At 72.1% G+C, this 21433-nt stretch carries 21 protein-coding genes; 7 read left to right on the top strand and 14 right to left on the bottom strand.

Translation table 11 applies throughout. The annotated features are described in order from the left end of the window. Positions 1-22: 22 nt before the first annotated feature. On the bottom strand, positions 23-256 hold the full coding sequence (locus tag ACGFMP_RS07525; RefSeq protein ID WP_393670922.1) for a zinc ribbon domain-containing protein: 234 nt from the start codon (positions 254-256) through the stop codon (positions 23-25). A gap of 109 nt (positions 257-365) precedes the next feature. Between ACGFMP_RS07525 and ACGFMP_RS07520 the strand changes: the two genes are divergently transcribed. After that, positions 366-914: a DUF4383 domain-containing protein gene (locus ACGFMP_RS07520; RefSeq protein WP_393670921.1), complete on the top strand. Its 549-nt coding sequence runs from the start codon at positions 366-368 to the stop codon at positions 912-914. A 50-nt stretch (positions 915-964) separates the two neighbouring features. Here the strand turns inward: ACGFMP_RS07520 and ACGFMP_RS07515 are convergent, their stop codons facing one another. Further along, entirely contained in the window at positions 965-1627 is a 663-nt protein-coding gene (locus ACGFMP_RS07515) for an O-methyltransferase (RefSeq protein WP_393670920.1), read from the bottom strand. Positions 1628-1663: 36 nt separating this feature from the next. On the opposite strand from ACGFMP_RS07515, the gene ACGFMP_RS07510 reads away from it, so the two are divergent. Further along, positions 1664-2293 carry a nucleoside/nucleotide kinase family protein gene (locus ACGFMP_RS07510; RefSeq protein ID WP_393670919.1) on the top strand — a complete coding sequence of 210 codons (630 nt, stop codon included), beginning with the start codon at positions 1664-1666 and terminating at the stop codon, positions 2291-2293. Positions 2294-2330: 37 nt separating this feature from the next. On the opposite strand, the gene ACGFMP_RS07505 is transcribed toward ACGFMP_RS07510, so the two are convergent. From ACGFMP_RS07505 to ACGFMP_RS07490, 4 genes are all read right to left on the bottom strand, one after another. Continuing rightward, entirely contained in the window at positions 2331-3278 is a 948-nt protein-coding gene (locus ACGFMP_RS07505; RefSeq protein WP_393670917.1) for a LysR family transcriptional regulator, read from the bottom strand. Between the two features lie 170 nt (positions 3279-3448). Continuing rightward, entirely contained in the window at positions 3449-4270 is an 822-nt protein-coding gene (locus ACGFMP_RS07500; RefSeq protein ID WP_393670915.1) for an HAD family hydrolase, read from the bottom strand. After that, entirely contained in the window at positions 4267-6756 is a 2490-nt protein-coding gene (locus tag ACGFMP_RS07495; RefSeq protein ID WP_393670913.1) for a phosphoribosyltransferase, read from the bottom strand. The genes ACGFMP_RS07500 and ACGFMP_RS07495 overlap by 4 nt, the downstream gene beginning before the upstream one ends. A 53-nt stretch (positions 6757-6809) precedes the next feature. Beyond that, positions 6810-7982, bottom strand: a complete 1173-nt coding sequence (locus ACGFMP_RS07490) for an HpcH/HpaI aldolase/citrate lyase family protein (RefSeq protein WP_393670912.1) — start codon at positions 7980-7982, stop codon at positions 6810-6812. A 253-nt stretch (positions 7983-8235) separates the two neighbouring features. On the opposite strand from ACGFMP_RS07490, the gene ACGFMP_RS07485 reads away from it, so the two are divergent. After that, positions 8236-9126, top strand: coding sequence for a TerD family protein (locus ACGFMP_RS07485; protein WP_393670910.1), 891 nt, complete (start codon positions 8236-8238; stop codon positions 9124-9126). A gap of 115 nt (positions 9127-9241) precedes the next feature. Here ACGFMP_RS07485 and ACGFMP_RS07480 read toward each other — a convergent pair whose 3' ends face one another. The 6 genes from ACGFMP_RS07480 to ACGFMP_RS07455 all read right to left on the bottom strand — a co-directional run bounded on the left by ACGFMP_RS07480 (position 9242) and on the right by ACGFMP_RS07455 (position 13667). Then, positions 9242-9973, bottom strand: a complete 732-nt coding sequence (locus ACGFMP_RS07480; RefSeq protein ID WP_393670909.1) for a Tellurium resistance — start codon at positions 9971-9973, stop codon at positions 9242-9244. An 86-nt stretch (positions 9974-10059) separates the two neighbouring features. Further along, positions 10060-11229 (bottom strand): DUF475 domain-containing protein, encoded by a 1170-nt coding sequence (locus tag ACGFMP_RS07475; RefSeq protein ID WP_393670908.1) that lies wholly within the window; start codon positions 11227-11229, stop codon positions 10060-10062. A gap of 60 nt (positions 11230-11289) precedes the next feature. Next, positions 11290-11865, bottom strand: a complete 576-nt coding sequence (locus ACGFMP_RS07470; RefSeq protein WP_393670906.1) for a TerD family protein — start codon at positions 11863-11865, stop codon at positions 11290-11292. Between the two features lie 30 nt (positions 11866-11895). After that, the gene (locus ACGFMP_RS07465) at positions 11896-12471 is read right to left on the bottom strand and encodes a TerD family protein (RefSeq protein WP_393670905.1); all 576 of its coding nucleotides are present in this window, start codon (positions 12469-12471) and stop codon (positions 11896-11898) included. Between the two features lie 70 nt (positions 12472-12541). Continuing rightward, on the bottom strand, positions 12542-13018 hold the full coding sequence (locus tag ACGFMP_RS07460) for a peroxiredoxin (protein WP_393670904.1): 477 nt from the start codon (positions 13016-13018) through the stop codon (positions 12542-12544). Between the two features lie 208 nt (positions 13019-13226). Then, entirely contained in the window at positions 13227-13667 is a 441-nt protein-coding gene (locus ACGFMP_RS07455) for a DUF3052 domain-containing protein (protein ID WP_330796465.1), read from the bottom strand. Positions 13668-14084: 417 nt separating this feature from the next. Between ACGFMP_RS07455 and aceE the strand changes: the two genes are divergently transcribed. The 3 genes from aceE to ACGFMP_RS07440 all read left to right on the top strand — a co-directional run bounded on the left by aceE (position 14085) and on the right by ACGFMP_RS07440 (position 19065). Continuing rightward, positions 14085-16832: a pyruvate dehydrogenase (acetyl-transferring), homodimeric type gene (gene aceE / locus ACGFMP_RS07450; RefSeq protein WP_393670903.1), complete on the top strand. Its 2748-nt coding sequence runs from the start codon at positions 14085-14087 to the stop codon at positions 16830-16832. Between the two features lie 249 nt (positions 16833-17081). Further along, complete coding sequence (locus ACGFMP_RS07445) at positions 17082-18263, top strand: alpha/beta hydrolase (RefSeq protein ID WP_393670902.1); 1182 nt, start codon at positions 17082-17084, stop codon at positions 18261-18263. A gap of 79 nt (positions 18264-18342) precedes the next feature. Continuing rightward, entirely contained in the window at positions 18343-19065 is a 723-nt protein-coding gene (locus ACGFMP_RS07440; protein WP_393670901.1) for a DUF4429 domain-containing protein, read from the top strand. A gap of 3 nt (positions 19066-19068) precedes the next feature. Here the strand turns inward: ACGFMP_RS07440 and ACGFMP_RS07435 are convergent, their stop codons facing one another. Together ACGFMP_RS07435 and ACGFMP_RS07430 are read right to left on the bottom strand one after the other, a co-directional pair. Further along, positions 19069-20085, bottom strand: a complete 1017-nt coding sequence (locus ACGFMP_RS07435) for an aldo/keto reductase (protein ID WP_393670900.1) — start codon at positions 20083-20085, stop codon at positions 19069-19071. Continuing rightward, positions 20085-20552, bottom strand: coding sequence for a MerR family transcriptional regulator (locus ACGFMP_RS07430; RefSeq protein ID WP_393670899.1), 468 nt, complete (start codon positions 20550-20552; stop codon positions 20085-20087). Before ACGFMP_RS07430 ends, ACGFMP_RS07435 begins: the two co-directional genes overlap by 1 nt. Positions 20553-20612: 60 nt before the next feature. On the opposite strand from ACGFMP_RS07430, the gene ACGFMP_RS07425 reads away from it, so the two are divergent. Then, positions 20613-21431, top strand: a complete 819-nt coding sequence (locus ACGFMP_RS07425) for a serine hydrolase domain-containing protein (RefSeq protein ID WP_393670898.1) — start codon at positions 20613-20615, stop codon at positions 21429-21431. Positions 21432-21433 lie beyond the last annotated feature (2 nt).

The raw sequence follows: 21433 nt of genomic DNA, 5'->3' as shown, positions 1-21433 counted from the left end.
GCTCCCGGGCCACCGCCTGCGGTCAGCTGCAGCAACCGCCGCCGCAGCAGCCGCCACCGGCGCCGCCCGCGGGGGCGGGCGCGGGGGCCGCGGACCCGGCGGCGGAGGCGGTGCCGCCCACCGACACGGTCGAGAGCAGCTTCACCGTGTCGCCATGGCCCTGCGGGCAGGGCGCGGGGGCGCTGGACTGCGACATCGGGCGGCGCATCTCGAAGGTGGCGCCGCAGGTCTTGCACCGGTACTCGTAACGAGGCATGGCCTCAGGGTAGCGGTCGTCCCCTGCGCCGCGCTGCTGCGCCCGCGGCCCCGGCCTATCCTGGAGGCGACGGCGTCCTCGACGAGTCCAGCCCCCGAAGGAGGCGCCCATGCGACTCGACGACCACCTCCCCGTTCACCACCGGCTGAATCAGGTCTACCGCTACGGAGCGGGTGTGATGGGCCTGATCCTCGTGGTCTTCGGCATCCTGGGCCTGCTGAACGACGTGTCCTTCATGTCCGAGGCGGGCAAGCGGATCGCCGGCCTCAATTCCAACGGCGCACTCAGCACGATCTCCATCGTGATCGGCGGGCTGCTCTTCATCGGCATGGTCATCGGCGGCAACTTCGCCTCCACGCTGAACATCTGCGTGGGCGTCGCCTTCCTGCTGAGCGGATTCGTGAACCTGGCGGTGCTCGACACCGACAGCAACCTGCTGGCCTTCAAGATGTCCAACGTGCTGTTCAGCTTCGCCGTGGGGCTTCTGCTGCTGTTCTTCGGCCTGTACGGCCGGGTGACCGGAGGGTTGCCACACGACAACCCGTACTGGCAGCGCCGCCACCCGGAGGAGGCCGCCCGCGAACGGGATGCGCGCAAACGGGCGGCGGTGGCCGCCAGGAGGCCACCGCCCCGCCGCCGCGGGGTGCCACAGCACTGAACCCGCCACGGCCGCGCGCCTGGCCCGCGGGCGCGCCCGGGCCGATACGGCTACGGGCGCCTGCGGGCCAGGGTGAGGCCGTCGGCGACGGTGAGCAGGACGTCGTCCATCCGCTCGTCGGCCCTCACGTGGTCGTTGAAGGCGCGGATGGCGGCCGCGCCGCCGGTGGCCGCCGGATCGGCGACGGCGCCGTGGTAGAGGGTGTTGTCGACCACGATCAGGCCGCCGGGGTTCATCCGCGGCACCAGCTCCTCCCAGTAGTCGATGTAGGACTCCTTGTCGGCGTCGAGGAAGACCAGGTCGATCCAGCTGCCGCCGGGCAGCGCGCGGAGGGTGTCGACGGCCGGGGCGATCCGCAGGTCGATCCGGTCGGCGACGCCCGCCTTGGTCCACGCCTCGCGGCCGACCGCCGTCCACTCCTCGGAGATGTCGCAGGCGATCACCCGGCCGTCCGCGGGCAGCGCCTGCGCCATCGACAGCGTCGAAAAGCCGGTGAAGGTGCCGACCTCGACGATCTGCCGGGCACCGGTCAGCCGGACCAGGAAGGCCAGCAGCGGCCCCTGCTCCTCGGCGGTCTGCATGCCGGCGGACGCGGCCAGGCGGTGGTGGGTGGTGTCGACCAGTTCCCGCTGGACCGGGTCGAGCGGCGGGTTGTGATCGAGGACGTATCCGTACAGCTCGGGCGTGAGCTGCGGGTTCTTCGTTTCGTACAAGGGTCTGCTCCCAGGTGCGGCGCTTAGGGTGACGGGATGCTCGTCGATGACGCGGTCGCTCTGGTCCCCAGCATTCCAGGCCGCCGCGCCCTGCTGGGTCTCGCGGGTGCGCCGGCCGCGGGCAAGTCGACGCTGGCGCGGCGCCTGGTCGCGGGCGTGGACGAGCGGCTCGGCGCGGGCACCGCCGCTTACGTCCCGATGGACGGCTTCCACCTGTCCAACGCCCAGCTGGACCGGCTGGGGCTGCGCGACCGCAAGGGCGCCCCCGAGACCTTCGACGTCGACGGCTACGTGGTGCTGCTGCGCCGGCTGCGGGCGGAGCGGTCGTCCCCGGTGTACGCGCCGGACTTCGACCGCCGGCTCGACGAGCCGGTCGCGGCGGGCCTGGTCGTCCCCGCCGCCACGGCGCTGGTGATCACCGAGGGCAACTACCTCGCCGACGACGGGCCGGGGTGGGACCAGGTCCGGGACCTGCTCGACGAGCTCTGGTATGTCGAGACCCCGCGCCGGCTGCGCGAGCGGCGGCTGCTGCGCCGCCATCTGCGCGGGGGCCGCAGCGAGCGGGAGGCCCGCGACTTCATCGCCTCCAGCGAGCGGGTCAACGCCCGCCGCGTGGAGCTCTCCCGGGCCCACTGCACCCGGGTGGTCTCCCCCCGGGACCCCTGAGTGCTGCGCGCCGGGAAGGCGCCGGGAAGGCGCCGGGTCAGGCCAGCGTGGCGCGGGCCGCGGCGCGAAGGGCCCGGACGGGCGGCTGGTCGCGGTTGCGCGGGTGCCAGGCGAGGGCGGCGGTGGACGCGGGGGCGTCGGTCACCTCCACGAAGGCCACGCCAGGTCGGGGGTAGAGGTGGCGGGCAGCCGCGGGCAGGAAGCTGATGGCCTGGCCCCTGGACACGATGTGCAGCAGTGCCTCCACGTCCCTGGCCACCGGCCCCCGCCGCACCTGCGCACCGTCGGGGCGCGGATTGACCGCCCAGTAGTCCCACCACTCGCCGGGCGTCTGCGGCGGGAAGTCCACCACGGCGTGGTCCCCCAGCTGCTCCAGGGTGACCGGCGCACCGGTGGCGAGCCGGTCGCCGGTGGACAGGCACGCGATGCGGGCCTCGGTGGCCAGGTGGAGCGTCTGGAGGCCGTCGGGCAGCGGGGGCCGCAGGAAGGCCGCGTCGACGGTGCCGCAGGACAGGGCCTCGATCTGGTCGACGAAGGTGAGGCTGCGCATCTCGATGACGATCCTGGGGTGGCGGGCGTGCAGTTCCTCGAGGATCGCGTGCGTGTAGGGCATCGCCGCCTCCCCCGCGATGAATCCCACCGTCAGGTTCCCGCTGACCTCGCGGGCGTGGATGTCGGCGAGGTGGCGCAGCCGGGCCATCGACTCGACGACGGCGCGCGCCTCGGGGACCAGCTCACGCCCGGCCGCGGCGAGATGGACGCTGCGGCTGGTGCGCTCGACCAGCGGCACGCCCAGCCGCTGCTCCAGCGCGCGGATCTGCTGGCTGAAAGCGGGCTGCGTCATGTACAGCCGGGCCGCGGCCCGGCCGAAGTGCATCTCCTCGGCGAGCACCAGGAAAAGCCGCAATTGGTGGAGGCTCGGTTCCCTGCCGACGTCCTGGCCCGTCGGCGGGAACCGGCCATCGGGATCGCGCTGTCGAGCCATACATCCGAGGTTATCCATCGCGTGCGAAGAGCAACAGCGCCACCGCTTCCCGGATCACCGGGCGCCGGGCAGGATCGTCGGTACGGGCCGACGGGCGGTGCCTCGTACGTGCTCTTGGGGGGGATGTACGAAGCGCCGCCCACGGCGGGAACCGGCCGTCTCCCGGCAGGTCAGGACGCGGCGTGTGCCAGGAAGCGGCGGAGGATCTGCTCGCCGGCCGCCACTCCCGCGACCGTCAGGGCGGAGACGTGCGGTGCCGTCCAGCCCGTGTCGGCGAGCTCCCCGTGACCTGGCGTCCAGCCGCTGTCCGCGGCCTGCAGCAGGTCCGCGTCGAGCAGCGAGTCGCCGGCCGCGAGCACCCGGTCGGCGCTGGTGCGGCGGACCACCTCGGCCAGGGCCGCGCTCTTGGACAGCGGCTTGGGCACCGCGTAGATCTTGCGGCCCTGGAGTGACACGGTCCAGCCCAACGGCTCGGCCCAGGCCGTGAGTTCTTTGACCCAGCCGGCGGGGAGGCGGTCCCTGTCGACGACCAGGTAGGCGAAGAGGTCCTCCGCCACCCGCTCCTTGCGCAGCCATTCGGGGTCCGCGGTGGCGGCCAGGTGCGCCCGCACCTCGGCCAGCGGGGCCGACCCCTCGGTGAGCCGCCGCCGCATCTCGGCGTTCCAGTCGTGGTCCGTGCGCCCGCCGACCAGCAGGTGGCCGCCGTTGGCGCAGATCGCGTAGCTCGGCTGCGGGCCCGGCAGGCTGATCCGCCGGTACTGCTTGCGGGTGCGGGTGGTGGCGGGCACGAAGCGCACGGCGTCGGCGAGTTCGACCAGCAGCCGGCCTGCGGCCTCCGTCATGTAGGACAGCGGCCTCGCCTCGTGGACCTCGACGGTCAGCAGCCGGGGGGCGTCCTCGTCGGGCATGGTGAGGGCGAGGGCGGCGGCGGAGTAGATGAGGGTGCGGTCGAGGTCGCTTGCGACGATCGTCCGGCTGTGGGTGCGGTTCACTGGCCGGCCACCGCCTTGCCGTCGGTGCCGGTCGCGCCGCGGGTGTAGCGGGGGTGGATCAGGCCGACGCAGGAGTAGGGCAGCCCGTCGGTCTCCTCGACCGGGACGCCGCGCTGGGCGGCGAGCAGGCGCACATGGTCCAGGTCGGCGCCCGCGCCGCGCTGGGCGAGGATCTTCCAGGGCACGCGGCGCAGCAGCACCCGGGTGGTCTCGCCGACGCCCGGCTTGACGAGGTTGATGTCGCCGATGCCGTACTCCTCGCTGATCCGCTCGACCGCGGCCCAGCCCGCCCAGGTGGGCGAACGGTCCTGGGAGCGCAGCGACTTGACGTCCTCCGCGACGCCGTCGCCGACCGTGTCGAAGGCGGCGGCGACGGTGTCGAGGAAGAGCTCGGAGACGTCCGAGCCCGCGAGGTCGCGGTAGAACTTGGCGCCGTGGAACTCGCCTGGCCCGATGAGGTCGGAGCGCAGCACGGTGCGCGAGACCAGCCCGGACACGGTGGAGTTGAGGCACGCGGAGGGGATCAGGAAGTCGTCGCGGGTGCCGTAGGTGGACACGCAGCCGCCGGGGTCGGCCAGGACCGCGATCTCCGGCCGGAAGCCGGGGAAGTCGGCCATGGCGTCGGCGAGTTCGCGGGTGATGGCGCCCTTGCCCGTCCAGCCGTCGACGAAGACGGCGTCGGCCGGGTCGTGGTGGGCGGCGAGCCAGCCGAGCGCGGTGCGGTCGATGCCGCGGCCGCGGACGATGGAGACGGCGTAGTGCGGCAGGTCGAGGCCGTGGGCGTGCCGGGCCCAGCGGCGCATCAGGACGCCCACCGGGGTGCCGGCCCTGGCCAGCGAGACCAGGACGGCGTCCGGGCCGCGCTCGGCGAGCACCAGCTCGGTGACGGCGCCGACCGCACGGGCGATCCGCTCGGCCGAGGTGGCCAGCGCGGCCTTGAACAGCTCCTGGTATTCGGGGCTCGGCTGGTATTCCACCGGCAGGGATTCCGCGTAGTGGGCGCCGCCGCTCTGTATGGCCTCCTCGCGCTCCTCGGTGGGCGCCTCGAGCGGCACGTCTGACAGGTCCTTGAGCAGCCAGCCCACCTCGTCCGCCGCGTACGATCCGAAGGCGGGACCGCGCAGCGGCCGGGTGGATGCACTCGAGGAGCCGGTCATGGAGCCAGGGTTTCCGTTCGGTCGGTAGGAGGGCACGACGGCGAGGAGCACCGTGCCGGTGTGCGCGGCGAGCCGGTCGAGCAGCCCGCCGGGAGCGTGCAGCGCGGGGGTGTCCCCCGCGGAGTCCACGACGCAGAGCACCGCGTCGAAGCCGCCGCCCGCGACGTTGTAGGCGTACCGCTCGCGCGATCCGTCGTCGGTGGGCGCGTCGTGCGCGGGGAAGGCCAGCCGGCTGCGGATCGCGTAGCCGGGGTCGTCCACCGCGAGCACGGGCGAGCGGGTGGTGGTGGAGAAGTACGCCTCGACGCCGTGGGTCCCGGCGGTCCGGGTTTCGGCGGCCCGGGTCCCGGCCGTCTGCGACTCGAGGGCCTGGGCGAGGCGCAGCGGCGCGTACATCAGCTCCTCGTTGCCGAGGACGAGCACCCGCCGGGCGCCCGCGGGCAGGGCGGCGGCGATGGCGCGGCCCATGGCGGGCAGCGCGGCCTCCAGGCCTTCCCGGTGCGCGGGCAGGAAGCCGTGCCGGCCGCCGTCGGGTATGCCCGCGGGCCAGCCGAGGTCGACCCGCCGCACCTGCCCGGCGCCGGCGGCCCGCCCGGCACCTGCGGCCTGCTCCGCGTCGCCGGCCGGCCAGGAGGCCACCAGGGCCTGCGCGGCGGTCAGCACGCCGGGCGGCAGCGAGACCGTGCCCGAGGCCAGGGAGAGTATGTCCACCCGGGCCCCGAGGTCGGCCGCGAATCCGCTGAGCCTGGCGTGGTCGGCCGGGGAGCGCATGTCGGTCAGCGCGACGACGACGTAGCGGTCGCGGGGGTGGCGGCGGTGCAGGTCGCGGACCGTGTTGAGCACCGTCTGGCCGGTGGAGAACTCGTCGTCGACCAGCACCAGCGGTCCAGGCCCGCCGAGCAGCCCCGGGTCCGCCGGCAGCAGCAGGTGCCCGGTGGCGTGGCTGTGCTCCTCCTGGAAGGCGCCCGCGGAGGCCAGCCCCGCCACCTCGCGGCGGGTGGAGTGCAGGTAGGGCACGGCTCCGACGCCGTCGGCGACCGCGTGGCCGAGGCCCGTGGCGGTCTCGGCGTAGCCGACCACGACGGCGCGCGCGGCCTCCCGCTCGCCCAGTAGGGCGCGGACCCGCAGGCCGAGGTCGTAGCCGTGCCCGTAGACCGTGGCGGGGCGCTGCGGCACGTGCTTGCCGAGCACGTTCGACACCAGCAGGTGTGCCCGCTTGGGGTTGCGGCGCAGGGCAAGGCCCAGCAGGTCCCGCAGTCCCTCGCCGTGCAGGGCGATGCCGAGGCGGTCGGCGACCCACTGTCCCGTCCAGGGCGGTGTCGTCAGCATGCGGTGGCGGTCTTCTTCCGGTGGATTCCGATGTCTACTACAAGGATGCCTGGTCAGTTCTGCGGCAGGCCGGTCGCGAGCAGCTCGACGAAGCTGATCCCCTCGCGTGCGACCCCGAAGACCTCGGCCCTGAGCAGGGTGCGCTCGGCCCAGGCCCGGTGCGGCTTGACCTCGTTCATCTTGTTCGTGTAGGCCGAGCGCAGGACGCCGCCGCCGCTGCGGTCCTGGTGCAGGATGTCGGCCGCGTCGCTGAACTCCTCGTGGGTGACCACGCTCAGCGCGTGCACGACGGGCACGTGGGTGGGGTGGATGCAGGTCTTGCCCTGGAGCCCGTTGGCGCGGTCCAGCTCGATCTCGCGCAGCAGCCCGTCCATGTCGCGCTTGAGCAGGGCGTCGCGCAGGTCCTCGGCCTCCGGGCTGAAGGGGCTGTGGCGCAGCTGCGGCTTGAACATCCGCTCCTGGTGCCGGAAGTACTCCCATACGGGTCCGGTCACCACGAAGCCGCTGCCGTCGGCGCGGCCGAGCACGTTGACGACGTCGCCGATCACCGCCGCGACGATCTGGACGTCGTAGGCGGTCATGGCGGGGGCGCGGCGGAGCCCGTAGGAGGAGCAGAAATCGGTCACGCCCAGGCGCAGCGCGAGTACCCGGTCGCGGTACTTGTCGACGGTGCGGGAGATGCCGTAGAGGGTCTCGACCCGGCTCTCCAGGTGCAGCAGCTCGGGCGACTCCAGGACCGGCATGGCGAACAGCCGGCGTCCGCAGGAGGCCTCGGCGGCGCTCAGCGCCTCCAGGAAGGGGACGCCGGACTCCTCGGTGAACTTGGGCAGCACGAATCCGGACAGCAGCGCCACGCTGTCGCCGAGGCGCTCCACGAGGTCGGTGATCTGGGCGGGGGTGCGGACCCTGATGAACAGCAGCGGGATCTCGCCCGCGGCGCCGGGGCGGGCGGCCAGGTCCCGGAACTGCCGGACGAGGTTGGCCTCGCCCGCCGGGACGTCCCGGTCGTCGATGGAGTCCTCCAGGCACAGCACCATGGACACGACCCCGCGGGCGGCCTGCTTGAGCACGTCTTCGGCGAGCGTGGTGCGGGTGGCCGGGCTGTACAGGGTGGCGCCGAGGGCGGTCGCGAGCGTACGAGCCTGCGAGTCTGCCGTGAACTCCTGCGGCTCGCGGTGGAACAGTTCTTCCCTCGTCTCCGCGGCGAGGTGTCCGAAGTGTCGCATAGCGCCCCCTTTCAACATACGGGCCGTGAGGATATCTGGCCGATTATCGTATGGGCGAGCATGAGACACACGTTCCCTTTGTGTGTGAAAAACAGGTAACCGCCACTGGTCCACCATGTGACCTTCCGCGCGCCGAACGCCACCTCCGCGCCCGCGGGACGATCCGCCGGACATGTCGTCCTACGGGCGATCTTCCGGCCGACCCGCGCCCCGGCGTTGTGAGCCGCCCCGTGGGAAGGGCAGGATGACGGACATGACGCACGTGATGGTGAAGGGCTCGAACGTCCCCCTGGACGCCCCGGGCATCCGGGCGGTGCTGCGCTGGAGCCCCGGCACCGGCACACCGGACGTGGACGCCTCCGTGCTGCTGCTCGGCCGCGACGGCCGGGTGCGGTCGGACGACGACTTCGTCTTCTACAACGAGCCGCGGCACCCCTCGGGCCGCGCCCGCCACCTGCCCAAGCGGCGGGTCGGCGAGAGCCTGACCGACACCGTCGAGGTCGACCTGGCCGCGCTGGACGCCGCCGTCGACCGGGTGGTGATCGCCGCCTCCTGCGACGGCGGCCCCTTCCGGCTGGTCCGCGACCTGTGCGTGCTGCTCTACGACACCGCGGGGCCGCGGCAGGACCCGCTGGTCACCTTCGACGTCCGCCCCGACACCGGCGGCGAGACCGCGCTGAACTGCGGCGAGCTCTACCGCAAGGACGGCGGCTGGAAATTCCGGGCGGTCGGGCAGGGCTACACCACGGGCCTGGTCGGCCTGGCCACCGAATTCGGCATCACGGTGGACGACGTGGACGCCGGCTCCGCCCGTACCGAGGAGCCGCAGGCCACCGGGGCGCCGCAGTCCACCGGGAACATGCAGCCGACCATGGCCTCCCCCGAGGCGGGGCCGACCAGCGCCTACGGCTACCCGCTGCAGGCCCCCGCAGGCGGCCACGTGCCCGCACAGCCCGCCTACGGCTACCCCCAGCCCGTCCAGACCCCCGGGCCGCCCCCCGCCGCCCCACCGGTCCACCAGCAGCCGCAGCCGGGCTACCCGGCCTACGGCTACCCGCAGCCGGTCGGCGCCGCGGCCGCGGGCAACGGCGGTGCGGCCTTCACGCTGCCCCCGCAGGGCCCGCAGTTCCAGCCGGGGCGCTGAGCCCGCGCGGCCCGCCGCAGGGCGGCAGCGCGCCCCTGGGCGCCGCGCCCTGCCCCCCGGCGTCAGGGACGGCCGCAGGAGGCCAGCCGAGGGTGCGGGGGCGGCGGAAGGGGATTCAGACCTTGGTCTTGTACCCGCGGCCCCACTGGAGCCCCCAGCCGTAGAGCCGGTCGATCTCGGCCTGGAAGCCGTAGACGTACTTCACCTCGCGGCGCACGGTCAGCTCGCCCTTGCGGTTCTCGATCAGCACCACCGCGCAGGACCGGGCCTGCGGCTCCCGCTCGGTCAGCGGGATCTCGATCCGCGGGCCGGAGCCGGGGAAGATCTCCACCTTGGCGTGGGTGCGGTCGAAGGCGGGCGTGCCGTCGTAGATGTACACGAAGACCAGCAGCCGCTTGAACTCATCGCGCTTGTCGAAGTTGATGTACAGCGTCTCGCCGGAGGTGCCGCCGAACCGGTCGTCGCCGCTCATCTGGATGTACGGGGGCGCGTCGAGGTCGCCGAGGAAGTTGCCCAGCGGCTGGACGACGCCCTTGGAGCCGTCGGCCAGTTCGTACATGCAGGCCAGGTCGAGGTCGACGTTGACCATCGCGGGGCCGGCCGCCTGGACCACCTGCGGCCGGAAGACGTCGAACTGGCGGCGCAGGAAGCCGCGCCGGTCGGTGTGCCAGCCGCCGGTGTCGGAGGTGCGCATCTCCCACGACAGGTTGACCCGCATGTTGCCGACCGCGGCGCCCTGCTTGCTGAGCGACACCACCGGGTGCCGCTTGGTCAGTTCGACCGTGTGCGCGTTCGCGACGTCGAACTGCCCCGCGCCGCTCGGCCGGAAGAAGTCCCACCACGCCATCCGTCCCACCCCTCACCTGGCTGCCCGCACACGCGGCTGCCCCCGCCGGACGGCGGGGGCAGCGGTACGACACGGTTCGCGACCGGTCAGACTCCGGTCGTGATGTGTGTCTTGTCGTCGTCCGACTCCTGGGAGCCTTCCCCGAGACGGCGGTTGCGTACCACAGACGACCAGTACGAAGCGGCGATCAGCACCACGCCGACCAGGCCGGTGACCACCTCGCTGACGTCGTACTTGATGGTGACCAGCAGGATGACCGACAGCGCGCCGATCGCGTAGTGGGCGCCGTGCTCCAGGTACACGTAGTCGTCCAGGGTGCCCTTGCGGACCAGGAAGACGGTCAGCGACCTGATGTACATCGCGCCGATGCCGAGACCCAGCGCGATCTCGAAGATGTCGTTGCTGATGGCGAAGGCGCCGACGACACCGTCGAACGAGAAGGACGCGTCGATGACTTCCAGGTACAGGAACATGAAGAACGCGGCCTTGCCGGCCAGACCGGCGACCTGCCCCGCGGTCGGACCGTTCTTGGCCGGGGCGCTCCCCTCGGCGCCCTCGTCCTCGGACACGTCGTCGTCCTCGTCCTCCTCCTCTTCGAGGCGGTCCTCGAAGAAGCCGGAGACGCCGCCGACCACGAGATAGGTGATCAGACCGCCGACGCCGGCGAGCAGCACCGTCTCGGCCTTGTCGATCGTGCCGTGGCCGCCGTGCACCGGCACCCCGGTGGCGACCGTGGTGGCCACGATGACCAGGGCGATCAGCGCGATCGCCACCGAGAGCATGTCCAGCTTGCCGAGCTTGGCCAGCGGCTTCTCGAGCCAGCCGAGCCAGGTGATCTCGCGCTCCTCGAAGATGAAGTCCAGGAAGATCATCAACAGGAACATCCCACCGAAGGCCGCGATGGCCGGGTGGGCTCCGGTGACCAGCGCCTCGTAGCGGTCGTGGTCGTTGATCGCGACATTGACCGCCTCCCACGGGCTCAACTTCGCGGTGATCGCCACGATGATGATCGGGAAGACCAGCCGCATGCCGAACACCGCGATGAGCACACCGACGGTGAGGAACATCTTCTGCCAGAAGGTGTTCATCTTCCGCAGGATGCCCGCGTTGATGACGGCGTTGTCGAAGGAGAGCGAGATCTCAAGGACGGACAGGATCGCGACGATCGCAAGTCCCTTCCACCCCCAGAGCACGCCGGCCAGGGCCAGGCCGGCGGCAGTGATGCCGAACGACCAGCCGAAAGTTCTGAGGAGCACGAGCTTCCCACCCAATCCTTGTGACCTGTGACCACGAGGTGCCCCGCGCGGTACGCGGCTTTACGAAACGTTGACCCCGAAGTCTAGGGCGATCCCGCGCAGCCCGGACGCGTACCCCTGACCTACCGCACGGAACTTCCACTCGCCGCCGTAGCGGTAGAGCTCGCCGAAGATCATCGCGGTCTCCGTCGAGGCGTCCTCCGTCAGGTCGTAACGGGCCAGCTCGGCACCGTCGGATTGGTTGAGCACCCGGATGTAGGCGTCGCTGACCTGCCCGAAGGTCTGCACCCGGGAGTCGGCGTCGTAGATCGACACCGGGAAGACGATCTTGTCCACCTGCTGCGGGACCAGGGTCAGGTCCACCAGGATCGTCTCGTCGTCACCGCCGCTGCCGCCGGTCAGGTCGTCGCCCGTGTGCTCGACCGAACCCTCCGGGCTCTTGAGGTTGTTGTAGAAGACAAAGAAGTCGTCCCCCAGAACCCGGCCGTTCCCGCACAGCAGCGCGCTGGCGTCCAGGTCGAAGTCGGCCCCGGTGGTCGAACGGGCCCTCCAGCCCAGTCCGATCTGCACCCTGGTGAGATTCGGCGCGGCCTTGGAGAGGGAGACGTTGCCTCCCTTGGCGAGCGTGACGCCCATGGTGGTCCTTTCCCCCTTGGCGGGTGCTGCTCAGACGTTGACGCCGAAGTCCTGCGCGATGCCCCGCAGCCCCGACGCGTAACCCTGGCCGATGGCCCGGAACTTCCACTCGCCCCCGTGCCGGTACAGCTCGCCGAAGACCATCGCGGTCTCGGTCGAGGCGTCCTCCGTCAGGTCGTAGCGGGCCAGTTCGCGCTGGTCCGCCGCGTTGAGCACCCGGATGTAGGCGTTGCGGACCTGGCCGAAGCTCTGCTGGCGCGACTCGGCCTCGTAGATCGAGACCGGGAAGACGATCTTCACGATGTCGGCGGGCACCCCGGCGAGGTTGACGTTGATCACCTCGTCGTCGCCCTCGCCCTCGCCGGTGAGGTTGTCGCCGGTGTGCTCGACCGAGCCGTCCGGGCTGCGCAGGTTGTTGAAGAACACGAAGTGCTGGTCTGACAGCACCTTCCCGGCCTCGTTGGTGAGCAGCGCGCTCGCGTCGAGGTCGAAGTCCGATCCTGTGGTCGTCCGCGCGTCCCAGCCCAGACCGACGACGACCGCCGTGAGATTAGGGGCCTCCTTGGTCAGCGAGACGTTGCCACCCTTGCTCAGGCTGACTCCCACGAGTCCTCCCCATCGGTTCGATTGTGTACGTATGGCCATCGGGTCAATGTGCCCGATCAACGAGCCGAGCTTAGTGACCGGTTCCCGTCGACCGCACTGCTTCCAGCGCCTTTACGTACTCATGAAGGTCCCGGGCGTCCGGCAGGGCGTTGACCACCGACCACCGGACGGTGCCGGCCCGGTCGATCACGAAGGTCCCGCGCACCGCGCAGCCCTTGTCCTCGGCGAAGACCCCGTAGGCCCTGGCCGCCTCCCCGTGCGGCCAGAAGTCCGACAGCAGCGGGAAGTCCAGGCCCTCCTGGTCGGAGAAGACCCGCTGGGTGTGCATGGAGTCGCAGGACACGGCGAGCACCTGCGCGTCCGCACGCTCGAAGGCGTCCGACCGCGCTTGCAGCGCCTGGAGTTCGCCGGCGCACACGCTGGTGAAGGCGAACGGGTAGAAGACCAGCAGCACGCTGCTGCGCCCGCGGAAGTCGCCGAGGCGCACGGTCCTGCCGTGCTGGTCGGGCAGCGAGAAGTCCGCTGCCGCGGTGCCGATCTCGGCCATGGAAGGGGTCGCTCTCTCGCCGTGCCCTGCTGCCGGTCGCATATGGCTGGGCGCGCAGTTCCCCGCGCCCCTGGTGGCTTGCCCTCCATTCAGGAGGGTGACCGTTTGTAGGGGCGCGGGGAATTGCGCGCCCAGCCGAAGTCGACCGGCAGGCGGCCGACGGCAGCGGCCTCCGCGGCGGAGAGCCACGCAACCGCCGACCGCGGGGTCAGCGCTTGCCTGCGCGGGCGGCTTTCGGGGTGACCAGACGGCTGCCCGTCCAGTCCTTCGCCGCGTTGACGCTGCTGGTCTGGGCCAGACCGGCGGTCTGCGCGGCCTCACCGATCTCGCTGGGCTCGACGTGGCCGTCGCGGCCCGTCTTCGGGGTCATCAGCCAGATCGGGGCGCCGGGGTCGACGGTCGACGTGGCGTCGACCAGCGCGTCGGTGAGGTCGCCGTCGTCCTCGCGGAACCACAGCAGGACGGCGTCGGGCACGTCGTCGTAATCCTCATCGGCGAGCTCTTCGCCCGTGAGCTCCTCGATCCCCTCGCGAAGCTCCTGGTCGCAATCCTCGTCGTACCCGAGCTCCTGGACCACCTGTCCGGGCTCGAAACCAAGCCGGCTCGCCGGGTTGGTCCGCTCCTCCGCGTGGTCCGCGGTCGCGCTCACGCTTTGCCTCCTGTCATGGGGACTGTCGGTTCGTCTCAGTCCAGTGTGTGCCCACGCGCACGCGGACTTATTGGCGGTAGTCCACACGGGCGCGGCGGATCGCGCAAGTACCCGGCGTACGAGACCGCCGAAACGGTGACGATTCGACCGTGTCACCGCAACCCGTACCCCCAATGGTGACGCAGCTCACGACGGTTTGCCGGTGTTGTGCACGATTGGCACCGCCAGTCGGGCGTACGTCCGACTGGGCGTAGAGTTCAGGTTTGGCCGCAGGGGCGACCACAGGTCCCGCAGCCGCCGCCCCGCAGGCCCTGCGGTTACCACTGGGTAGAGATGACGTATCGCGCGCCGCGGTACACGATGGATGCGGCGCGACCCAGTAGAGCATCGAGCACCGACGAGCAGCAAAGGACAAGCGTGGCTTCCGGATCCGATCGCAACCCGATCATCATTGGCGGCCTTCCCAGCCAGGTCCCGGATTTCGATCCCGAGGAGACGGCGGAATGGCTGGATTCGCTGGACGCGGCCATCGACGAGCGCGGCCGTGAGCGTGCCCGCTACCTGATGCTCCGCCTCATCGAACGCGCCCGCGAGAAGCGCGTCGCGGTGCCCGAGATGCGCAGCACCGACTACGTGAACACGATCGCGACCAAGGACGAGCCGTTCTTCCCCGGCAACGAGGAGATCGAGCGGCGCATCCTGAACGCGACCCGCTGGAACGCCGCGGTGATGGTCTCCAGGGCGCAGCGCCCGGGCATCGGCGTCGGCGGCCACATCGCGACCTTCGCCTCCTCGGCGTCGCTCTACGACGTGGGCTTCAACCACTTCTTCCGCGGCAAGGACGACGGCCGCGGCGGCGACCAGATCTTCTTCCAGGGCCACGCCTCGCCGGGCATCTACGCGCGCGCCTTCCTGCTCGACCGGCTCTCCGAGGCGCAGCTCGACGCCTTCAGGCAGGAGAAGTCCAAGGCGCCCGACGGCCTGTCCAGCTACCCGCACCCGCGGCTGATGCCGGACTTCTGGGAGTTCCCGACCGTGTCGATGGGCCTCGGCCCGCTCGGCGCGATCTACCAGGCCCGGATGAACCGCTACATGGAGGCGCGCGGCATCGCCGACACCTCCGACTCGCACGTGTGGGCCTTCCTCGGCGACGGCGAGATGGACGAGCCCGAGTCGCTCGGCCAGCTGTCCATCGCCGCCCGCGAGGGCCTGGACAACCTGACCTTCGTGGTCAACTGCAACCTCCAGCGCCTCGACGGCCCCGTGCGCGGCAACGGCAAGATCATCCAGGAGCTGGAGTCGCAGTTCCGCGGCGCCGGCTGGAATGTGATCAAGCTGGTCTGGGACCGCTCCTGGGACCCGCTGCTGGCCCAGGACCGCGACGGCCTGCTGGTCAACAAGATGAACATCACGCCCGACGGGCAGTTCCAGACGTACGCCACCGAGACCGGCGCGTACATCCGCGAGCACTTCTTCGGCGACGACCAGCGGCTGCGCAAGATGGTCGAGGACCTCACCGACGAGCAGATCCTGCACCTCGGGCGCGGCGGCCACGACCACCGCAAGGTCTTCGCGGCCTACACCGCGGCCATGGCGCACAAGGGCCAGCCGACGGTGATACTCGCCCAGACCATCAAGGGCTGGACGCTGGGGCCGAACTTCGAGGGCCGCAACGCGACCCACCAGATGAAGAAGCTCACGGTCGACGACCTCAAGCGCTTCCGCGACCGGCTGCACCTGCCGATCACCGACCGGCAGCTGGACGAGGGCTACCCGCCCTACTACCACCCGGGCCGGGACTCCGAGGAGATCCAGTACATGCACGACCACCGCAAGGCATGCGGTGGCTACGTGCCGACCCGGATCGTCCGCGCCAAGCCGCTGGAACTGCCGGGCGACAAGGCCTACGCGACGGCGAAGAAGGGCTCTGGCCAGCAGTCCATCGCCACCACGATGGCCTTCGTGCGGGTGCTCAAGGACCTGATGCGGGACAAGGAGATCGGCAAGCGCTTCGTGCTGATCGCCCCCGACGAATACCGCACCTTCGGCATGGACGCGTTCTTCCCGAGCGCGAAGATCTACAACCCGCTGGGCCAGCAGTACGAGTCGGTCGACCGCGAGCTGCTGCTGGCGTACAAGGAGTCGCCGACCGGGCAGATGCTGCACGACGGCATCTCCGAGGCCGGCTGCACCGCGTCGCTGATCGCCGCCGGCTCCGCCTACGCCACCCACGGCGAGCCGCTGATCCCGGTGTACGTCTTCTACTCGATGTTCGGCTTCCAGCGCACCGGCGACCAGTTCTGGCAGATGGCCGACCAGCTGGCACGCGGCTTCGTGCTGGGCGCCACCGCGGGAAGGACCACCCTCACGGGTGAGGGCCTCCAGCACGCAGACGGCCACTCCCAGCTGCTGGCGTCCACCAACCCGGCCTGCGTGGCCTACGACCCCGCCTACGGGTACGAGATCGCGCACATCGTGCAGGACGGCCTGCGCCGGATGTACGGGGCGACCGCGGACGGCAAGCCGGGCGAGGACGTCTTCTACTACCTGACCGTCTACAACGAGCCGATCCAGCACCCGGCCGAGCCCGCCGGCGTCGACGTCGAGGGCATCCTCAAGGGCATCCACCGCGTCAAGCCGGGCGAGGCCGGCGCCATCCCGGCGCAGATCATGGCGTCCGGTGTGGCGGTGCCGTGGGCGGTCGAGGCGCAGCGCCTGCTCGCCGCCGACTGGAACGTACGGGCCGACGTGTGGTCCGCGACCTCCTGGAACGAGCTGCGGCGCGACGCCGTCGCCGTCGAGCAGCACAACCTGCTGCACCCCGAGGAGGAGCAGCAGGTCCCGTACGTGACCAGCAAGCTGTCCGGGGCCGAAGGGCCGTTCGTGGCGGTCTCCGACTGGATGCGGTCGGTGCCCGACCAGATCGCCCGCTGGGTGCCGGGACGCTACAACTCGCTCGGCGCGGACGGCTTCGGCTTCGCCGACACGCGCGGGGCCGCACGGCGTTTCTTCCACATCGACGCGGAGTCGATCGCGCTCGCCGTGCTGACCGAGCTGGCCCGCGACGGAAAGATCGACCGGTCGGTCCTCAAGCAGGCCGTGGACCGGTATCAGCTGCTCGACGTGGCCGCGGCCGACCCGGGCGCGGCCGGCGGCGACGCCTGACGCACCTCGTGCGGAGCCCCGGACCGGCACAGTGCCGGTCCGGGGCTCCGGCGTTTCCGGCCGCCTCCCCCCGGCGGCAGGCCCTCGCGCGACAGCCGATCCGGAATCTCCCCGGCCCGGCGGGCGCCCCCGATCTTCTACCCTGGCCCGACCGCCCGCGCTCCCGGCGCGTGCGGCGTCCCGTGCCAGGCCCCCCGGCTCCGCCCTCCTCCCGCGAGGCATCCGCGAGTGACCCTTCTCGAAGCGCGTATGAGCCCCACGTCCATCCGTGCACTGCTGGCGCTCGCCGTCGTCTTCGTGATACTCGCCACCACCGGCTGGACCGCGGTCCGGCCGCACGGCCCCGCCGACGCCAGGAGCGCCGCCGTCGCGGCGTGGATGCGCGCCGCCGCGGGCGGCCGCCGGCTGCCCGACCCGGACACCGCCACCGCCCGCGGCGTGGCCCGCTTCTTCGCCTCGCTCACCCGCCCGCAGGCCCTGCGGCTCGCCCACCGCTACCCGCTGGTGGTCGGCAACCTCAACGGTGCCCCGCTCGCCCTGCGCTACCAGGCCAACCGGTACGCGCTGGTCAGGGCCCGTGCCGAAGAGCGGGCCAGGGCCGAGGGCAACACGCTGACCCCGGCCGGCCGCAGGGACGCGGCCCGCCGCACCGAGCGCTACACCTCGCTGCTCGCCGCCCACCGGCAGATCCTCGCGTTCGACCCCAGCGGCGCGGGCCGGGCCGCCGAGGTCCTCGGCGACCTGGCGACGGCATCCCGGGTCGCGGTGGTGGTCCCGGGCGTCGGCACCGACATCCTCACCTTCGAACGCGCCACCAAGGCGTACGCGGCCCCGGTCGGCATGGCCCGCGCCCTCTACCGGCGCGAGCGGGCGGCGGAGCCCGGCGCGCGCACCGCGGTGATCGCCTGGGCCGACTACACCACCCCGCGCGGGGTCGGCCTCGACGCGTCCACCGCGAACCTGGCCGAGCGCGGCGCGACCCGGCTGGAGGCGCTGCTCAGCGCGCTGCCGCGGCGGCAGCGGGTGTCGCTTTTCTGCCATTCCTACGGCTCGGTGCTGTGCGGGGTCGCAGCGCCCGGCCTTGCCAGGGGCCAGATCGCCGACATCACGGTCTTCGGCAGCCCCGGGATGCACGTGAAGCGGGCCTCCCAGCTGCACACCACGGCCAACGTGTGGGCGGCGCGGGACAGCGGCGACTGGATCGAGGACGTCCCGCACCTGGAGTTCGCCGGCCTCGGCCACGGCACGGATCCGGTCTCGGGGAAGTTCGGCGCGCGGGTCGTCAGCGCGAAGGGGGCCGCAGGCCACCCCGGCTACTTCGCGCCGCGTACGGCCAGCCTGACGAACTTCGTCCACATCGCGCTGGGCCGGTACGCGGCCGTCACCTGCGGCGGCACGCGGAAGCCGGGCTGCACGTCCGGCCTGGCATGACCGGCCCGCCGCGGCCCCGCGGGCACTCACCGGCGGCGCGGCCTGCCCGCGGGCCGTGTCGCGGAATAAGCTGACACGTATGGGCGACGTGCTGGCCGGAAACAATGCCGTATGGGAGTTCGAACCCGACGCAGTCGTGATCCGGTTCAGCCGGGGGGCGCGAGGGGCGCGGCTGCTGCACGCGCTCGGCGAGCGGCGGGTGCCGCACGCCGCGCTGGAGTCGGTGGAGCTGACCGACGGCCGCCGCGGCCACGTGGTGCTGCGGGCGGTGCCGCGGGCCGGGGCGGACCCACTGGTCGAGGCGGCCGGCGGGCAGTTGAAGGACAGTGCCGACCCGTACCGGCTGGTGCTGCCCGAGCAGTCGGGCACCCTCGCGGAGTACTACCGCGACGAGCTACGCGCGAAGATCGGCGGCCCGGGCGAGGCCCTGAGCCGCTTCCTGGTCGACGCGCCGTCACCGCCCCGCTCCTTCAAGGCCTATGACGCCAAGGCGCTCTTCGACGGGCGCACCGTCAGCTTCCGCTGGTTCTGGACCGGCGCGTCCTCGGCGAAGTGGAAGGCGGGCGACCAGAGCTTCCCCGTCGAGGAGCTGAGCGGTGTGGACTGGCGCTCCCCCGAGATGCTGCACGGCTACCTGCGGCTGCTGCGCAGGGACGGCGGCGGGCCGCAGCCGGGCGAACCCGACCAGGACCCCGCCGCCGTGGTGTTCGGCCTCGGCTACGGACCCGTGCACGAGTCGCTGCCGTTCGCGGCGGCCGTGCTCGCCGCGATCCGGTCCGCGCGGGTCAGGCCGCAGATCTGAGCGCTACTCGCGGGCGGCGGCCGTGGTGCTCATGTCCGGGTAGCGGTCGCCGAGCACGCGCGCCGCGATCGGCTCCAGCTCGGCGAGTTCCGCGGCGTCCAGGGTGACCGCGGCAGCGGCGGTGTTCTCCAGCACCCGGGCGGGCCTGCGGGTGCCGGGTATCGGCACCACCGGCAGGCCGTGCACCGCGGCCCGCTGGTGCACCCACGCCAGCGCGATCTGGGCCGGCGTGGCGTCGTGCGCCTTCGCGGTCCTGCGCAGCGGCTCGAGCAGCTCCGCGTTGCGCCGGGCGTTGTCCCCGGTGAAACGCGGCTGGCGGCGCCGCAAGTCGCCCTCCGGCAGCTCGCTCCCCGCGTCCTGGAACGCGCCGGTCAGGAAGCCGCGGCCGAGCGGCGAGTAGGGCACGAAGGCGACACCGAGGTCGGCCGCCGCGCCGACCGCGGACCGCTCCACGTCCCGGCTGAAGAGGGACCACTCGGACTGGACGGCGGCGATCGGGTGCACCGCGTGCGCCTCGCGCAGCTCGGCGCCCGTGACCTCGGAAAGGCCGAGGAAGCGGACCTTCCCCGCGGCCACCAGCTCGCCCATCGCGCCCACCGACTCCGCCAGCGGCACCCGCGGGTCGCGGCGGTGCATGTAGTACAGGTCGATCACGTCGACGCCGAGCCTGCGCAGGCTGGCGTCGACCGCCTGCCGGATGTAGGGCGGGTCGTTGCGGATCGACCGGTAGGCCGGGTCGTCGGCCCTGCGCTCGTTGGCGAACTTCGTGGCCAGGACGATCTCGTCGCGGTGCGCCGCGACGAAGGGGGCGAGGAACTCCTCGTTCGCGCCCTGGCCGTACATGTCGGCGGTGTCGTAGAGGGTCACCCCCGCGCCGAGCGCGGTCTCCAGCGTCTCGCGGGCCGCGGCCTCGTCGGTGTCGCCGTAGAACTCGCTGATGCCCATGCAGCCGAGGCCCTGCGCCCCGACCAGCGGTCCCGCCGCGCCCAGCCTTACCGTCCCGATCCGTCCTGCCGGCATCACACGCCCGTCCTCTCCGGCACCAGCTCGGTGCCCGCGTACGTCTGGATCTTGTGGTCGAGCACGGTGAGGGTGTCCTGGAGCTCCGCGATCCGCTGCACCACGTCCACCCGGGTCGCCTCCAGCAGCGCCTTGCGCTGCGCCTCGGTGCGCTTGCCCGCCCTGACCAGCTCGGCGTACGTCACCATGTCGGCGACCGGCATCCCGGTCAGCCGCAGCTTGCCGACGAAGGCCAGCCAGTCGAGGTCGTGGTTGCTGAACCGGCGCTGGCCGGTGTTCGAACGGTCCACATGCGGCATCAGCCCGATCCGCTCGTACCAGCGCAGGGTGTGCGCGCTCATCCCCGTGAACGCGGCGACCTCGCTGATCGTGTACTTGTCCTGCCCGTCGGGTCTCGGGTGCGTGTCCTCCGCCACGCACGGCGCCACCGGGGATGCTTCCTGGTTCACCATCTGCACGACCGTCATGCGACCACGCTAAGACCTTGGAGTGCACTCCAGGCAAGTGCCTCCCGTTAGGCTCGCGGCATGGACAGCCTGCGGTTGATCGAACAGTGGCCGGTGCCGAACGCGGCGGCCGCCGTCGTACGGCGGGACGGGACGGTGGCGGGCACGCACGGCCCTGTGGGGCACCCCTTCCCGCTGGCGTCGGTGACGAAGCCGCTCAGCGCGTACGCCGCGCTCGTCGCCTACGAGGAGGGCGTCTTCGAGCTGGACGACCCGGCGGGACCCGAAGGATCCACCGTCCGCCACCTGCTCGCGCACACCTCGGGCCTCGCCTTCGACGAGCACCGGGCGGTCGCAGAGCCCGGCACCCGGCGGCTCTACTCGAACGCCGGGTTCGAGGTCCTGGCCGACACCCTTGCCAAGGCGGCGGGCATGCCGTTCGCGGCCTACCTGGACGAGGCGGTGCTCCGGCCGCTGGGGATGACCGGCACGGCCCTGCGCGGCTCCCCGGCCGCCGGCGGGGTCTCCACCGCGGAGGACCTCGGGCGGTTCGCCGCCGAGCTGCAGGCGCCGCGGCTGCTGCACCCGACCACGGTGGCGCTGGCCACCGGGGAGGTGGCCTTCCCCGGGCTGCGCGGGGTGCTGCCCGGGTACGGGATGCAGGACCCCAACGACTGGGGGCTCGGCTTCGAGATCCGCGGCGGCAAGTCCCCGCACTGGACCGGGTCCCGGTCCGCGCCCTCGACCTTCGGCCACTTCGGGCAGGCCGGCACCTTCCTGTGGTGCGACCCGCGGGCGGCCGCCGCCTGCGTCGTCCTCACCGACCGCGACTTCGGCCCGTGGGCGCTGCCGCTGTGGCCGGCGCTGACCGACGAGGTCCTCGCGGAGCTGGGCGGCTGAGG

It is taken from the genome of Streptomyces sp. NPDC049040 (genome assembly GCF_043197715.1).
In the GTDB taxonomy this organism is placed as follows: domain Bacteria; phylum Actinomycetota; class Actinomycetes; order Streptomycetales; family Streptomycetaceae; genus Actinacidiphila.
The sequence above is the reverse complement of the archived record's forward strand: the minus strand, read 5'-3'. Positions and strand labels throughout refer to the sequence as shown.

Excerpts from the sequence above, each read along its gene's own strand:
- ACGFMP_RS07525 (WP_393670922.1), bottom strand. The coding sequence starts at position 256 with ATGCCTCGTTACGAGTACCGGTGCAAGACCTGCGGCGCCACCTTCGAG.
- ACGFMP_RS07520 (WP_393670921.1), top strand. The coding sequence starts at position 366 with ATGCGACTCGACGACCACCTCCCCGTTCACCACCGGCTGAATCAGGTC.
- ACGFMP_RS07510 (WP_393670919.1), top strand. The coding sequence starts at position 1,664 with ATGCTCGTCGATGACGCGGTCGCTCTGGTCCCCAGCATTCCAGGCCGC.
- ACGFMP_RS07505 (WP_393670917.1), bottom strand. The coding sequence starts at position 3,278 with ATGGCTCGACAGCGCGATCCCGATGGCCGGTTCCCGCCGACGGGCCAG.
- ACGFMP_RS07495 (WP_393670913.1), bottom strand. The coding sequence starts at position 6,756 with ATGCTGACGACACCGCCCTGGACGGGACAGTGGGTCGCCGACCGCCTC.
- ACGFMP_RS07490 (WP_393670912.1), bottom strand. The coding sequence starts at position 7,982 with ATGCGACACTTCGGACACCTCGCCGCGGAGACGAGGGAAGAACTGTTC.
- ACGFMP_RS07485 (WP_393670910.1), top strand. The coding sequence starts at position 8,236 with ATGACGCACGTGATGGTGAAGGGCTCGAACGTCCCCCTGGACGCCCCG.
- ACGFMP_RS07480 (WP_393670909.1), bottom strand. The coding sequence starts at position 9,973 with ATGGCGTGGTGGGACTTCTTCCGGCCGAGCGGCGCGGGGCAGTTCGAC.
- ACGFMP_RS07470 (WP_393670906.1), bottom strand. The coding sequence starts at position 11,865 with ATGGGCGTCACGCTCGCCAAGGGAGGCAACGTCTCCCTCTCCAAGGCC.
- ACGFMP_RS07460 (WP_393670904.1), bottom strand. The coding sequence starts at position 13,018 with ATGGCCGAGATCGGCACCGCGGCAGCGGACTTCTCGCTGCCCGACCAG.
- ACGFMP_RS07445 (WP_393670902.1), top strand. The coding sequence starts at position 17,082 with ATGAGCCCCACGTCCATCCGTGCACTGCTGGCGCTCGCCGTCGTCTTC.
- ACGFMP_RS07440 (WP_393670901.1), top strand. The coding sequence starts at position 18,343 with ATGGGCGACGTGCTGGCCGGAAACAATGCCGTATGGGAGTTCGAACCC.
- ACGFMP_RS07435 (WP_393670900.1), bottom strand. The coding sequence starts at position 20,085 with ATGCCGGCAGGACGGATCGGGACGGTAAGGCTGGGCGCGGCGGGACCG.
- ACGFMP_RS07430 (WP_393670899.1), bottom strand. The coding sequence starts at position 20,552 with ATGACGGTCGTGCAGATGGTGAACCAGGAAGCATCCCCGGTGGCGCCG.
- ACGFMP_RS07425 (WP_393670898.1), top strand. The coding sequence starts at position 20,613 with ATGGACAGCCTGCGGTTGATCGAACAGTGGCCGGTGCCGAACGCGGCG.